Source organism: Chelatococcus sp. KU-N122, from assembly GCF_055391085.1.
The window spans coordinates 7,006,132-7,020,591 of sequence record NZ_AP043981.1; the positions used below are offsets into that span (position 1 = coordinate 7,006,132).

The window sequence follows — 14,460 nt, forward strand, 5'->3', positions numbered from 1 at the left end:
TCAGCGATCGGGTGAGCCCACTCAATCGCGAAGCGCTCTCGTCAGGCTTGCCGCCATCCGGTCAGCGCGGCGCGCTACGGCTGTGGGCAAAGATCTGCGCCAGCGCGCACGAGGCCAGCCTGGTCCTCAGATCGTCGGAGCGGCTGGTCAGCACGATAGGCACGCGGGCGCCTAGGACGAGGCCGGCCGCGTCCGCCCCGGCGAGCCAGATGAGCTGCTTGGCCAGCATGTTGCCGGCCTCCAGGTTGGGCACGACGAGCACGTCCGCATCGCCCGCCACCGGCGAGACGATGTGCTTGGTCGCCGCCGCCTCCTTCGACACGGCGTTGTCGAAGGCGAGCGGGCCGTCGAGCCGCCCACCGACGATCTGGCCGCGCTCCGCCATCTTGCACAGCGCCGCCGCCTCCACGGTCGACGCCAGCTTCGACGACACGGTCTCGACGGCGGACAAGATGGCGACCTTGGGCTCGGCGATACCGAGGGCCCGGCAGAGATCGATCGCGTTCTGTACGATGTCGCGCTTCTCCTCGAGCGTCGGCTCGATGTTGATCGCCGCATCGGTGATGAACAGCGGCTTGCCGTGGTGCGGCACATCGAGCGCGAAGACATGGCTCATCCGCCGCTCCGTGCGCAGGCCCGCATCCCGCCGCACGGCCGCTTCGATGATCTCGTCCGTATGCAAGGCACCTTTCATCAGGGCCGCGACCTTGCCCGCGCGCGCCAGCGCCACGGCAGTCTCGGCGGCCGCGTGGCTGTGCGGTGCGTCGACGATGTCGAGCCCCGCGGGATCGTGCCCCAGGCTGCGTGCCACCGCTTCGATCCGCGACCGCGGCCCGACCAGCACGGGTTCGATGAGGCCGCAGGCCTGGGCCTCGAGCGCCGCCTGAAACGAAGGCACGTCACAGGGATGCACGACCGCCGTCCGCGCCGGCGCGAGGGCTTGCGCCATATGGACGAGGCGATCGTAGAATGCCGCGCCGTCGATCGGTCCCGTCTCATTCGCCGCGGCAGGCGCGGCTCCGGCACGCGCTCCCCCCTGGCCGACCCGCACGTCCATTCTGAACTCCTCTCACGCTCTTGGGTGGCCCTTCGGCATGCGGCCGCAGGGCTCAGGTCTGGCGCACGTAGGTTCCCGGCGCGTCCGTCAGCGGCGGCAGGTGCGGCGCCCCCATCGCCGGAGGGGCGATCGGCGGGCCGGACTGCGTGGCGAGCCATGCCGTCCACTCCGGCCACCACGACCCCTGCTTCGCCGAGGCTGCGGCGAGCCAGGCGTCCGGATCGATATACCGGCTGCGCCCGCTTTCCGTGCGCACCCGATAGCGTCTGTCGGTCCGGCTCGGCGGCGATACGATGCCGGCGTTGTGGCCCCCCGTGGTGAGCAGGAAGGTCACGTCGGCATTGACGAAGAGATGGATCTTGAACACCGACCGCCACGGCGCCACGTGGTCCCGCTCGGTGGCCACGGCGAAGATCGGGACGCGGATATCCCGCAGGGCGATCGGCCGGTCGCCGACGACGAAGTGGCCCTCCGCCAGGTCGTCGTCGAGGAACAGGCCGCGCAGATAGTCCGAGTGCATCCGGTAGGGCATGCGCGTCGCGTCGGCGTTCCAGGCCATCAGGTCGTTCATCGGCGGCCGCTCGCCCATCAGGTAGCTGTTGACGACGCGAGACCAGATCAGGTCGTTCGAGCGCAGCAGCTGGAAGGCGCCGGCCATCTGCTTGGAGCCGAGCGTGCCTTGGCTGCGCATCAGGCTTTCGAGGAAGCTCACCTCGCTCTCGTTGACGAACAGGGTGAGCTCGCCCGCATCGGTGAAGTCGGTTTGCGCGGCGAACAGGCTCATGGAGGCGAGGCGGTCGTCGCCGTCACGCGCCATGGTGGCGGCGGCGATGGCGAGCAATGTGCCGCCCAGGCAATAGCCGACGCTGTGCACCTTCTGCGCCCCGGTGATCTCGCATACGGCATCGAGCGCCGCGCCCAGCCCCTGGGTGCGGTAGTCGTCCAGCCCTGTGTCCCGATCCTCGGCAGTCGGATTGCGCCACGAAATCATGAACACCGTGAACCCCTGCTCGGTCAGATACCGGACCAGCGAGTTCGACGGCAGGGCATCAAGGATATAGTACTTCATGATCCAGGCGGGCACGATGAGGATGGGCTCGGGCCTCACCTGCGCGGTCGCCGGCGCGTACTGGATCAACTCGATCAGGTGGTTGCGGTAGACCACCTTTCCGGGCGTGACGGCGACGTCGCGCCCCACCTCGAAGCGCTCGGCGCCGACCGGCTTGAGGTTGGCGATCTCGCGCCATGCGTCCTCCCGCAGGTTATCGAGCCCTTGCAGCAGGTTGGCGCCCCCCGTCGCGAACGTCCGTGCCTGCACCACCGGGTTGGTGGCGGCGAAATTGGCCGGCGAGACCATGTCGAGCACCTGCCGCGCCGCGAACTCGACTGCGCGCTCGTGCGCCTTGGTGACGCCCGGCACGCCCGTGGTCGCGTTGTGCCACCATTGCTGGTTCAGCAGGAACGCCTGGTAGAGCACATCGTAGGGCCAGCGGTGCCATTCCGGAGCGACGAAGCGGCGATCCTGCGGCAGCGGCTGAATACACGGTTCCGGCTCGCGGCCGCCGAGACGGCCCAGCGTGTACGTCGCGAGCCTGGCCCATTTGCGGTTGGCCTTGGTGGCGAGCTCGACCTGCTTGCCGGGGGACATGGCCAGGTGCGCCGCCCAGTCGAACAACGCGCCGGCCAATCCGGCCGGTGACAGTCCGCCCGTGGCTCGCGCCATCAGGGCGTGGGCGATCTGGTCGAGGGCCTCGCTGAAGCCGGGCAGCTCCCGCTCCGATGCGTCGCCGCCGGCAACGGGCGCGGCGGGCGGTGGCGGCGGATTGGCCGATGGGCGGCCGTCGCCGCCAGCGGCGGCCGGCACGACAGCCGTACCGACCGCGCCGATAGCGCGGTTCTCGGCAGTCCGCGGCAACGCCGGGGCCCGCGCGGCCGACGGCTCGACCTGAAGCTCGTTTCTTGCTGACATGGTGCGCATCAATGAGCGAGGAACAGCGGCGCCGGAGGCTCCGCCAGGAAGGACTGCGTGACGCCGCCCAGCGTGACCTGCCGCCACCAGGAATGAACGAAGGCGCCCATCACGATCAGGTCGGTCCGATGCGCATGCGACTGCTCGCGCAGCGTGCCGAGCGCACCGTCGGGCCCGGCCTCGAGCGCGAGCAGCTTGGCCTTGATGCCGTACCTAGCCAGGTGGAGCGCAATCTCGGCGCCCGGCAGCGCGTCGCCCTTGCCGTCCTCGGCAATGCTGACCACGTTGACCGTCTTCGCGGCGGCGAGGAGCGGCAGCGCGTCGTTCAACGCCCGCGCCGCGCGGGCGCTGCCGTCCCACGCCACCATCACATGGTCGAGGCGGAAGGCCTGCCGGCCGTCAGGCACGATGAGGGCTGGACGCCCGCAGTTGAACAGCACTTCTTCCGCCAGCGCGCGCTCCAGCGAGAGCGGGTCGGGCCGGCTGTCGAGGACGACGAGCCCATGCACGCGGGCCTGCGCGCCGAAGGCGCTCACCGCATCCGGGAACGGCCGCTGCACGGCTTGGGCAGTGCACGGAACGCCTTGCGCCCCGGCGTCCTGGCGCGCCGCCTCGCAGGCCGCCTGGGCCGCATTGATCCTGTTGGTGTTCTCCTCGCGGATGAGGCCTGAGCCGAAGCTGCTGAAGACGGAATGGGGAACCGGCAGCTCGCACGACAGAACCTGGATGCTGGCATGCGCCCCGGCTTCCTGGGCGAGCCCAAGGCCGTAGGGCACGGCCGAGCTCCGCTTCTTGTCGTCGGCGCTGAAGCCGATCAGCACGTTCTTCAGATTGGCGATCATTACGCTCTCCCAGGCTGGCGCCACGATAGCGTGGCCGATGCGGGATGCGCTTGATGGAAGTCAAGCCTCCGGCGCGGCGCGCGAGCATAGCGACGGCTACGTAGTTTCCCCTAGGGGAATGCCCTTAAGAGATGCCACCGAATTTCGGCGGCGGCAGCGGCTCGGTATCCCTTGGTCATCGAACGCGATGCGAGGAGAGCACCGATGACGACCCAGGCCATCATCCTCAACCCGTCCCGCGCGGCTCCGGCACGCGCGCCGGGCCACGGTGAGACCAGCCTGTTCGAGGGGTGCCCGGAGTTGATCGGCTCGCCTTTCGCCTATGCCCGCGACGAGGAGATCTACGGGGAGCTGGAGGACGCCGAGTACGTCTACAAGATCGTCAGCGGTGCGGTGCGCACCTGCAAGATCCTGAGCGACGGACGCCGGCAGATCAACGGCTTCCACGTGGCGGGCGACCTTCTGGGCCTGGAGACCGGCGAGACCCACCGGCTCACGGCCGAGGCGATCGTCGACACCCACGTGCTGATGTTCAAGCGCCGCCAGCTCGAACGCATCGCCACCCACAACGTCGCCGTCGCCTGCCAGCTGTGGGCCACGGCCTCCAAGAACCTCCAGCACGCCGAGCACCACATGCTGCTGCTCGGACGGCGGACGGCGCTCGAGCGGGTGGCCGCGTTCCTGCTGGAGATGGACGCTCGGCTCGGCGGCTCCGGCCGCATCGAGCTGCCGATGACGCGCCGCGACATCGCCGACTACCTCGGCCTCACGCTCGAGACCGTGTCCCGCTCCATGTCGCAGTTGCAAAGCCGGCGCGCCGTGACGCTTGCCGGTGCCCGCCGCCTCGTCCTGAACAGGCCGCTGATGCAGCAGGCCGTCGAGGACTGAGCGGCCGCACACAAACGGGGGGCTTGGGGAGATCACCGAACGACGGAGGTCCGATCATGCCGCGCTACAACGTCCGCTTCACCAAAGCCGTGTGCAACGATACGGGACACGGCTGCGTCGCCTACCAGGGCGACGTCGACATCGACGCCGGCGACGAGGACGAGGCCATTCGTCTCGCCAAGGGCGAATTCTGCCGCCAGCGCCGCATTCCGCACTGGACCTTCCACGCCGACGCCATCGAGCTCGTGAAGCTCGGAGCGGTGCGCAAGGGCAAAACGGCCCGCGACGGGCTGGTCAATCGCCTGACGGAACCCCGGTAGCGGAAGGCGCGGCAGCCGGGACGGCGCAATCGCCCGCCGCCCGTGGCTCAGAGCAAGGCCTCGCCTACCCGCTTGCAGGGAGCGTCTTCGCGTCGCGGCTTCGACATTCCAGCATCTGTCCGCCCCGGCCCCCGCAGTGAGGGTGCTCCGCCGCGCCATCGGCACGCGCTCCGTCGCAGCAACACGGCTCCACGTCCGCAATCTATGGGCGGGGCATCCAGCCCGAAACATCCCAAGCTGAACTTGAATTAAAATAGTTCTATTTATACTTTACGATCAATAACTTGCGCCGTGCGCGATCGCCACTTATGGAGAGACTTCGAATGCTCGGATAGTTGATGCCGCCCATCGCCGTGGCCAGCGAACAACCGGGCTCCCGCAGTCATGCGTTTGTGAGGCCCATCGTCCTTGAGCACGCCCGACACCAGCCTTGGGCTCTACGATGCGGAGCTCGACAAGAGCAGCTGCGGGGTGGGCTTCATCACGCGCAAGGACGGCAACCAGACCGCGGACGTGCTGCGCAAGGCACACGAGGCGCTCTGCGCCGTGCCGCATCGCGGCGGGATGTCGTCGGAGGGCGTCGGAGACGGTGCCGGCGTCTGCATCGACCTCTCGCTGTCCTTCTTCCGCAGGCTGACGGGGCGCCCTGAGCTGAAGGCCGGCCGTTTCGGCGTCGGCAATTTCTTCATGCCGCGCGACGGCGCCCAGCATGAGCCGGCACGGCGCATCATCATGGCGGCTCTTGCCGACGAAGGGCTGGCGATCTTGCTCGAGCGCGAGATGCCGGTCGACTTGGCGGCGCTCCGGCCGGCGGCGTCCCGGTACCAGCTCGCCATCCGGCAATGGGTCTTCACCGCCCCTGATTCGTGCCGGACGCTCGACGCCTTCGACCGAGCGATCCACCGGGCGCTCTTGGTGATCGAGGCGGAAGCGTTCACCGATCCAGCGCTGGACGGCTTCTATCCGCTCTCGGTCTCGGCGCGCACGCAGGTGCTCAAGGGGCGGCTGAACTCCAACGAGGTCATCCCCTATTTCCGCGACCTGGCCGATCCCGACCATGCCGTCCACACGCTGTTCTTCCACACCCGCTTCTCGACCAACACCGACCCGCACCCCTCCATGGCCCAGCCGTTCCGGCTGATGGCCCACAATGGCGAGCTCAATACCGACAAGAAGAACCGCCTCTCGGAGGCCGCGGTCGCCAGGGCCCGCAACGGGCGCATCGTAGCCCCGAGGGGCCAGTCCGATTCCTGCCGGCTCGACCAGACGCTGCAGAGCCGCATGATGCAGGACGACCTCGACCTCGTCACCGCCGTGGTCTCGATGATGCCGCCGGCGTGGGAGAACGACGAGACCCTGTCGCCTCCCGTGCGGGCCATGCTCGAATATTTCTCGCTCTACGAGGAGAAGAACGATGGTCCGGCGGCGCTGATCTTCGGCGACGGCGAGATCGTCGGCGCACGGCTCGACCGGCTGGGCCTGCGTCCGCTGCGCACGGTCGAGACCGCCGACTACCTGTGCGTCATGTCGGAAGCGGGTCAGATCGACTTCCCGCCCGAGAGCGTGCTGCGGCGCGGCCGCATCGAGGCCGGTGGCATGCTTTATTGGGACCACCGTGCCAAGCGCGCTCGCGGCACCGTCGAGGCGCTGGAGATGCTGGCGGCGCAGCGCGACTACGCCGCGCTGGTCGAAGCCACGCGCGTGACCCTGGAAGCGCTGCCCGACATCCCGGCCGAGGCGCAGGGGTCGCCGCTGCGCTATAGCGGCGATCTCGAGCGCCACCAACGCTATGTCGCCTATTCGCACAATCAGGAAAGCTTCCGGTTCCTGATGGACCCGATGCTGGAGAACGGCGCCGAGAAGATCTCGGCGATGGGTTACGGCAACGCCATCAACGCCCTCTCCGACCAGGAGGGCGGCGTCGCCAAATATTTCTCGCAGCGCTTCGCGCAGGTGACGAATCCGCCGCTGGACTCGCTGCGCGAGGCCGACGGCATGACCTTGCGCGTGGCGCTCGGCGCCAAGCCCAACACCAGCGCGGCCACGGCACCGCAGATCGTCGTCCGCTCGCCGATCCTCACGCACCTGGAGATGCTGAAGATCCGCGAGCAGCGGGCGACGCCGTTTCAACGCTTCGACATGCTCTATCAGCCCGTCTTCGGCGACGCCCCGGCCAACGCCGAGGCGCTCGTCGAGGCCATCGAGACGCTCTGCGATGCCGTCGCGGCGTTCGCCCGGGAGCACGGCGGCATCGCCGTGCTCACCGACCGGCATGTGGCGCGAGAGCGGGCGGCTCTGCCGCTGATCCTGGCGATCTCGGCGGTCAATCAGCGGCTGATCGCCGAGGGGCTCAGGCTGCGGGTCTCGCTCATCGCCGAGAGCGGACAGATCGCCTCCTCGCACCATATCGCCACCGCGCTCGGCTTCGGCGCATCGGCGGTCTATCCACTCTGCGTGCAGTTCCGCGCCGAGGAAAAGCACGGCACGAACGCCGACAAGGCGTTCAAGCGTTTCGCCAAGGCGGCCGAAAAATCGCTCATGAAGACCATGGGCAAGGTCGGGCTCTGCACGGCGGAAAGCTATATCGGCGGCGAGTTCTTCGAGCCCAACTTCCTCGACACCAACGATCCGGTGCTCAAGCGCTATTTCCCGAGCATGCGCACGCCGGTCGGCGGGGTGACCTTCGCCGTGATCGCGCAGGCCGTCGCCGACTGGCACGCCAAGGCCCTCTCGGTCCAGGGAGAGGCGGACATCCCCCTGCTCGGCCTGTTCAAGGAGCGGGCCCAAGGCGCCGGCCATTCCTTCGGCACCGCCGCGGTGCGCGGCTTCGTCGACATGACCGAGGAGACGCTCGCCTTCGGGGTGGCGACGGGGCGTGAGGAGGACGATGCCGGGCCGCTGCGCCTCCTGCCGCTCAATCGGCTGACCGATGCCTTCGGGCTCGATGCGACGGCCTACCGGGCCACCAGCTTCGAAGCGCTGACGGCCGAGGCCATCGATGGCTTCCGGATCACACCCGGCTATCGCGCCTTCAGCCGCCTGATGGCGGAGGAGCGCATGCGCCGCCCCGCCGCGCTGCGCGACGTGTTGGCGCTGCCGGCTGACGTCACCTTCGTCAGCCACGCCGACGACTTCAGGCGCGAGATGGGCAGGTTCTCGCGCCGGGGCAACACCGGCTTCCTCGTGCGCGGGCTGACCTGCGAGCGCATGGCGCCGGACACGTTCCTGCTCGGGCTGACCGGCCCGCTCGGTGGCGATCCCGGCCGGCTCGCCGCGCTCGGCCAATCGCTGCTGACGCGCTTCAGGGCGGACATCCTCGGCCACTGGCTCGAGGCTGGCGGCCTGGCGGTGCGTGTGACGGGGCAGGCGCAGGACTGGCTGGCGCTGCTGCGCAGCGCCCCCGACTCGATCACGCTCGAGGAGGTGCAGCCGGCGAGCGCGATCACGCGGCTCCTGACCGCCGGCGCGATGAGCCACGGCGCGCTCAACGCTCCGGCGCACGAGGCGGTGGCGCACGGCACCAACATGGTCGGCGGCCTGTCGAATTCGGGCGAGGGCGGCGAGCACATCTCGCGCTACGGCAGCATCCGCGCCTCCCGCATCAAGCAGCTCGCCTCCGGCCGCTTCGGCGTCTGGGCCGGCTATCTCGCCGACCCGGCGCTGGAGGAGATCGAGATCAAGATCGGCCAGGGCGCCAAGCCGGGCGAAGGCGGACAGCTTCCAGCCCAGAAGGTCACCGTCGAGATCGCCGCCGCCCGCGGCGGCACGCCGGGCGTCGAACTGGTCTCGCCGCCGCCGCATCACGACACCTACTCGATCGAGGATCTCGCCCAGCTCATCCACGACTGCAAGGCGGCGCGGGTGCGCGTCATCGTCAAGCTGGTCTCGTCGGAGGGCATCGGCACCATCGCGGTCGGCGTTGCCAAGGCCGGCGCCGATGTCGTCAATGTCGCGGGCAACACCGGCGGCACCGGTGCCGCAGCCGTCACCAGCCTGAAGTACACGGGCCGGGCCGCCGAGATCGGCGTCGCCGAGGTGCACCAGGCGCTCTGCGCCAACGGGCTCAGGCAGAAGGTGACGCTGCGCTGCTCGGGTGCGCATCAAACGGCAAGCGACGTGGTCAAATCGGCGCTGCTCGGCGGCGATTCCTTCGAGTTCGGCACCACGGCGCTGATGATGCTGAAATGCGTCATGGCCAAGAACTGCAACATCAAGTGCCCCGCCGGCCTCACCACCAATTCCGAGCTGTTCGACGGTGATCCGCGAGCGCTGGCACAGTACCTGATGAACATCGCGCACGAGACGCGCGAGATTCTGGCTTCGCTCGGCCTGCGCTCGCTGGCGGAGGCACGGGGGCGCTGCGACCTCCTGCACCTGCTCGACCATCCGGCGAGCGTGGGCCAGCTCGATCTGACCGCCATGCTGGCCGTGATCGACGCGATCCGCGTCGACGAGCCGGTCTACATGGAAGCCGACTACCTGCTAGACGACGGCTTCGGCGCCCAGGTCAGGGCGGCGTTGATCGATGGCGCGCAGGAGGGCGTCGCGCTCGCCGACACGCGGCTCGGCAACCGCAACAAGAGCGTCGGCGCCCGGCTCGCGATCGACATCGAGCGGCTGCTGAACCACGAGCTGCCGGCGGCGACGGCACGCGCCCTGCCCGCGGTGTGCGAGGACGATCGCGGCCGACGTTATCTGCGGCCCGACAGCGTCGTCGTCTCCACCACGGGCTCGGCCGGCCAGTCCTACGGCGCCTTCTGCAATGACGGCATGGTCATGCGCCACATCGGCACCTGCAACGACGGCGTCGGCAAGAGCCAGTGCGGCGGCTCGATCGCCGTGCGCTCGCCCGGCGGCGGCGCCGACGAGGCCGGCGGCAATGTGCTGATCGGCAATTTCGCGCTGTTCGGCGCGACCGGTGGACGGCTGTTCGTGGAGGGGCAGGCCGGCGACCGCTTCGCCGTGCGCAACTCAGGCGCCACGGCCGTGGTCGAGGGCGTCGGCGATTTCTGCTGCGAATACATGACGAACGGCGCGGTGCTCAATCTCGGCGCCTTCGGCAAGGGCTTCGGCAACGGCATGAGCGGGGGCTTCGTCTATCAATACGATCCCTATGGCGACCTCGCCGCCAAGGCCAGCCACGATTCCATCCTGCTCTTCCCGGTGACGGGCCAGCGCCAGGGCGAAGGCGAAGCGGAGGAGGCCGCCATCCATGCCGGCGCGATACGCCTCCTGCTGGAATGGCACCTCGCCGCGGCCGGCTCGCGCAAGGCGGCCTGGCTGCTGGAGAACTGGGAGGCCGAGCGCCATAACTTCGTCTACGGCCTGCCCGTGGCGCTGCTGCAGTACCAGGACAGCGGGGCGATCCTGACGGCGAAGACACGCAAGGATCTGCTGGAGGAGCTGGCGGTGGCGGTCGCGGGTCACCAGCTCCGCAAGTTCAAGCTCGCCTATCGTGACGGCCGCCCGATCCTCGGCGGTGCCGTCCCGCCCGACGGCGCGGCGGACAACGCCGACATGCTCCTCCTGCTCAACAATTACACCGTGCTGGCTATGGCCCAGCAGCTCGCGCTCGCGCGGCGGCCGGGCACGACCGATGTGGCCGACCCGGCCGTCGTCAGCGGCGTGCGCAAGCTCGTCATGACCGAAGATTTCGCGCTGATGCAGAAGATCCAGCGTCACGCACGCGAGGCGTTGCAGCACTACCCGGACGAGGACTTGGCGGCCCTCGTCGCCGACAAGCGGCTCGGCGACTACAAGAGCGCCCTCAGCCAACGCAACGTGCTGTCGATGGACAGCCCCGGCACCTACGGCTGGATCCTCCGCCAGAGCGCCAAGAACCGGGACATCCTCGGGCGGGTGCCGAGCTACGAGGAGCTGTTCGCGCGGGCCGCCGTGCCCGATCTCGTCGCCTTCTCCCGAGCCATGCCATGAAGATCCCTGCCATTCCCGACGATGCGCCGTTCAGTGGCGAGCAGCGCGTTTGGCTCGCGGGCTTTCTCGCCGGCCTGCATTCGCGGCTCGCCGGCGCGCCTGCCGCGGCTGCGGCAACAGCGGCGTCGCCGGACCAAGCCGCCCGGCCGGTCGTGCACATCCTCTACGGCACGCAGACCGGCAATGCCGAGCTTCTCGCGCAGGAGGCCGCCGCCGCTGCCAGCGCCCAGGGACTGGAGCCGATGGTGCTCGGCCTCGACGAGGTCGACATGGCACGCCTCGCGGCCATGGAGCGCGTCACCATCGTCACCTCCACCTATGGCGACGGCGAGATGCCGGACAATGCTGAACTCTTCTGGACCGCGCTCTCGGCCGGCGACGCGCCGCGCCTGGAGGCGACGAGCTACGCCGTGCTGGCGCTGGGCGACACCGCCTATGACGGCTTCTGCCAGGCGGGGAAGCTGATCGATACCCGCCTCGAGCAGCTCGGCGCCAGGCGCGTCGCCGCCCGCCTCGACTGCGACGTCGACTACGACCAGCCAGCGGCCGACTGGATCGCCTGCACCCTGCCGCTGTTCCCGAGGGGCGAGAGCGGCGCGGCGACCGCAACGGCCACCCAGCCGACGCCGGCTCCCTTGTCGCCGTCCCGGTCCGAATGGACCCGCAAGGCCCCCTACCCCGCCCCCCTTACGGCTCACCGGCGGCTTTCCGGCGAGCATTCGGCCAAGGACATCCGCCACTATGAATTCGCCCTTGGCGACAGTGGCCTTAGCTATGAGGCCGGCGATGCGCTCGGCGTCGTGCCGCGCAACGATCCCGCCCTCGTCGCGGCGCTGCTCGCCCGCCTCGGCGCTGCCTTCGACGATCCGGCGCCCGGCACCGAGGCGCTGCTCGGCGAGGTGTTGACCGGCGCCCGCGAGATCGTGACGCCGTCGCGCGAGCTGATCGCGGCGATCGCGGCTCGCGCCGGCGACGAAAGCCTGACCCACGTGCTGCGCCACGGCGACCGCGAGGCGCTCGACGCCTGGCTCTGGGGCAAGGACGTGCTCGACCTGCTCGATCTCAATCCCGCGCTTCGGTTCGATGCCGCCGAGGTCCTGGGCTGGTTGAAGCCGTTGCAGCACCGGGCCTATTCGATCTCGTCGAGCCCGCTCGCCCATCCGGGCGCCGTGCATCTGACCGTCGCCGCCGTTCGCTGGCACGACAACGGACGCGCCCATGGCGGGGTGTGCTCGACCTTTCTCGCGGATCGGCTGGGCGAAGGCGCCAGCGCCGGCATCTTCGTCTCGCCGAACAAGGCCTTCCGTCCGCCGTCCGATCCTCAGGCGCCGATGATCATGGTCGGGCCGGGCACCGGCATCGCGCCGTTCCGCGCCTTCCTGCACCAGCGCCGCGTCCAGGGCTCCGGCGGGCGCAACTGGCTGTTCTTCGGCGACCAGCACCGCGACAGCGATTTCATCTATGCCGACGAGCTCGCCACCATGAGCCGCGACGGGCTGTTGACCCGCCTCGACCTCGCCTTCTCCCGCGATCAGGCCGAGAAGATCTACGTGCAGACACGCATGCACGAGAACGGCCGCGACCTCTTCGCCTGGCTGGAGGATGGCGGCCACTTCTATGTCTGCGGCGATGCCAGCCGTATGGCGCGCGACGTCGATGACGCGCTCCACGAGATCGTCGCTGCCCATGGCAGCCTGTCCGCCGAGGCGGCCGCCGACTACGTCGCGACGTTGCGGCGCGAGAAGCGCTACCAACGGGACGTCTACTGACCTGGAGCTTTTCGCAATCGGATGTGACCATCCGATCGCGAGAAGCTCCAACTCTCTGAATCTGGGCGTTTCTCGGCGATCGGGCGAGCCCGCCCAATCGCGGACCGCCCTGGCCCATCGCGAGGATCGAGACATCATGCCGTCAGCCTGCGGGCGAGGAGGCTGCCTTCGCCCTGTCGTGAGCGAACTGGACGCGCTGACGACGGAGCCCGGTTTCTGCGGAACCCGCCTGTTCGCGCCGGTGGAGCGCATCGCCGACGATCTCCAGCAGCTCGGCATGGCTCTCGCTGTCACCATGAATACGGCGGCGGTGATGACGCGCATCGGCCGATATGCCGCGCCGCAATTCGCCGGGGGGCCGCTGCTGTCGCAGGAGGGCGCCACCTGCGTTCGGCTCTATGGACCGGCCGTAGAGACGATGCTCGCGGTCGAGCGCACGAAATCGAACCGCTTGCCCTGTTCGGTGCAATTCTTCAGCGATACGGGCGCGGTTCTGCACAAATCGTTCCTGACGGAATGCCCCGACGATCTCGCGTTCATGCGGTTGATCCACAGATGGGAAGCGGAAGAGCAGCCGATCACGGACGCGCGGCTTCTGTCCACGACGGCCCCGGAGCCGACCGGCGATTGCGCGCGGCAGATCGACAGCGTGTTCGGCGACCACGGCCTCGCCCGGCGGGCCGCCCTCCCCGACTGGGGCCGGAACTGGGCCTGGCGGGTGCCGCCCGAGATGGTCTTCGAGATGCTCACCCTGGCGGCGGACGTCCGGATGCCGCTGGCGCAGTCGGTCGGCAACGCGGGCGCCATCCAGATCCACCAGGCCGCGCTGGAAACGGTTCGGCGTTCGGACGCGCTCATCCTGGTGAGCTCCGGCGGCTGCACCCTGTCCTTCGACCATAGCGAGATCGAAGAGGCCTGGGTCACGCGCTTCGGGGCCGACGACCATTCCGCCTACATGGTCGAGCTCTACGATTGGCGGTTCCACTGCATCGCGCAGTTTATTGCGCTCGGCCTCGGCAACCTGGGGCTAGAGCGCTACTGGGAGCAGTTGCTGTTGTCGCTGCCGCGGATTGCACCGGACGCGCGCCGGGCCGGGCCGGTCTCGTAGAGCCGCTCGGTCGTCGCCACCGTTGCGCCGTCGGCGGGCGGGGCTTGACTGATCTCCCCTGGGCTTCACCATGGCAGGCGCGCAAGACACGGGGAGCGGACCATGGAGCGGACGGCCAAGTGTCAGTGCGGAGAGCTGACCGTCACCGTGGCGGGAGAACCCTCTCTGGTATCCGCTTGCAACTGCACCTGCTGCCAACGGCGGTCCGGCAGCGTCTTCGCGGTGGCCTCGCGCTGGGCACACGATCAGGTGAGGGCACGTCAGGGATCGTCCGCCACGTTCGTCCGAACGGGCAGCTCAGGAGGACGCGTCAAATTTACCTTCTGTCCGGCATGCGGCTCGACCATCACGACGGAATTGGAAGCGATGCCCGGCATGATCGGCATTCCCGTCGGGGCCTTCGCGGATCCGACGTTCCAGCGCCCGCAGGTCGTCGCGTGGTGCGAGAGCAAGGCGGACTGGGTCGACTTCCCAGCGGGCACCCTGCTGCTGCGCGACCAGACCACGCCCTTGAGCTAGGCCGCTACTGCCGCGACGGCTACGCTACGGGGGATGATGTTTCCCGACAGATGA

General features: G+C 69.1%; 9 protein-coding genes. 6 read left to right on the plus strand and 3 right to left on the minus strand.

All coding sequences use genetic code 11. The annotated features are described in order from the left end of the window. Positions 1-61: 61 nt before the first annotated feature. Genes ACZ5PO_RS31670 through ACZ5PO_RS31680 form a run of 3 tightly spaced genes read right to left on the minus strand, consistent with a single transcriptional unit; the run spans position 62 to position 3,868 of the window. On the minus strand, positions 62-1,057 hold the full coding sequence (locus ACZ5PO_RS31670; protein ID WP_464186484.1) for a bifunctional enoyl-CoA hydratase/phosphate acetyltransferase: 996 nt from the start codon (positions 1,055-1,057) through the stop codon (positions 62-64). A gap of 52 nt (positions 1,058-1,109) precedes the next feature. After that, positions 1,110-3,026 carry a PHA/PHB synthase family protein gene (locus ACZ5PO_RS31675; RefSeq protein WP_464186485.1) on the minus strand — a complete coding sequence of 639 codons (1,917 nt, stop codon included), beginning with the start codon at positions 3,024-3,026 and terminating at the stop codon, positions 1,110-1,112. Positions 3,027-3,034: 8 nt separating this feature from the next. Then, positions 3,035-3,868, minus strand: a complete 834-nt coding sequence (locus ACZ5PO_RS31680; RefSeq protein WP_464186486.1) for a universal stress protein — start codon at positions 3,866-3,868, stop codon at positions 3,035-3,037. Positions 3,869-4,072: 204 nt separating this feature from the next. On the opposite strand from ACZ5PO_RS31680, the gene ACZ5PO_RS31685 reads away from it, so the two are divergent. From ACZ5PO_RS31685 to ACZ5PO_RS31710, 6 genes are all read left to right on the plus strand, one after another. Continuing rightward, the gene (locus ACZ5PO_RS31685) at positions 4,073-4,756 is read left to right on the plus strand and encodes a helix-turn-helix domain-containing protein (RefSeq protein ID WP_464186488.1); all 684 of its coding nucleotides are present in this window, start codon (positions 4,073-4,075) and stop codon (positions 4,754-4,756) included. 56 nt (positions 4,757-4,812) lie between these two features. Continuing rightward, the gene (locus ACZ5PO_RS31690; RefSeq protein WP_464186489.1) at positions 4,813-5,076 is read left to right on the plus strand and encodes a hypothetical protein; all 264 of its coding nucleotides are present in this window, start codon (positions 4,813-4,815) and stop codon (positions 5,074-5,076) included. Positions 5,077-5,484: 408 nt separating this feature from the next. Beyond that, positions 5,485-11,010: a glutamate synthase-related protein gene (locus tag ACZ5PO_RS31695; RefSeq protein WP_464186491.1), complete on the plus strand. Its 5,526-nt coding sequence runs from the start codon at positions 5,485-5,487 to the stop codon at positions 11,008-11,010. Beyond that, on the plus strand, positions 11,007-12,779 hold the full coding sequence (locus ACZ5PO_RS31700; RefSeq protein ID WP_464186493.1) for a diflavin oxidoreductase: 1,773 nt from the start codon (positions 11,007-11,009) through the stop codon (positions 12,777-12,779). The genes ACZ5PO_RS31695 and ACZ5PO_RS31700 overlap by 4 nt, the downstream gene beginning before the upstream one ends. A 178-nt stretch (positions 12,780-12,957) precedes the next feature. Then, positions 12,958-13,887 (plus strand): ChuX/HutX family heme-like substrate-binding protein, encoded by a 930-nt coding sequence (locus ACZ5PO_RS31705; protein ID WP_464186495.1) that lies wholly within the window; start codon positions 12,958-12,960, stop codon positions 13,885-13,887. Positions 13,888-13,989: 102 nt separating this feature from the next. Continuing rightward, positions 13,990-14,406 (plus strand): GFA family protein, encoded by a 417-nt coding sequence (locus ACZ5PO_RS31710; RefSeq protein WP_464186496.1) that lies wholly within the window; start codon positions 13,990-13,992, stop codon positions 14,404-14,406. Positions 14,407-14,460 lie beyond the last annotated feature (54 nt).

Bases quoted from the DNA above. Each gene is read 5' to 3' on its own strand.
- ACZ5PO_RS31685 (WP_464186488.1), top strand. From the start codon at position 4,073: ATGACGACCCAGGCCATCATCCTCAACCCGTCCCGCGCGGCTCCGGCA.
- ACZ5PO_RS31680 (WP_464186486.1), bottom strand. From the start codon at position 3,868: ATGATCGCCAATCTGAAGAACGTGCTGATCGGCTTCAGCGCCGACGAC.
- ACZ5PO_RS31690 (WP_464186489.1), top strand. From the start codon at position 4,813: ATGCCGCGCTACAACGTCCGCTTCACCAAAGCCGTGTGCAACGATACG.
- ACZ5PO_RS31675 (WP_464186485.1), bottom strand. From the start codon at position 3,026: ATGTCAGCAAGAAACGAGCTTCAGGTCGAGCCGTCGGCCGCGCGGGCC.
- ACZ5PO_RS31700 (WP_464186493.1), top strand. From the start codon at position 11,007: ATGAAGATCCCTGCCATTCCCGACGATGCGCCGTTCAGTGGCGAGCAG.
- ACZ5PO_RS31670 (WP_464186484.1), bottom strand. From the start codon at position 1,057: ATGGACGTGCGGGTCGGCCAGGGGGGAGCGCGTGCCGGAGCCGCGCCT.
- ACZ5PO_RS31710 (WP_464186496.1), top strand. From the start codon at position 13,990: ATGGAGCGGACGGCCAAGTGTCAGTGCGGAGAGCTGACCGTCACCGTG.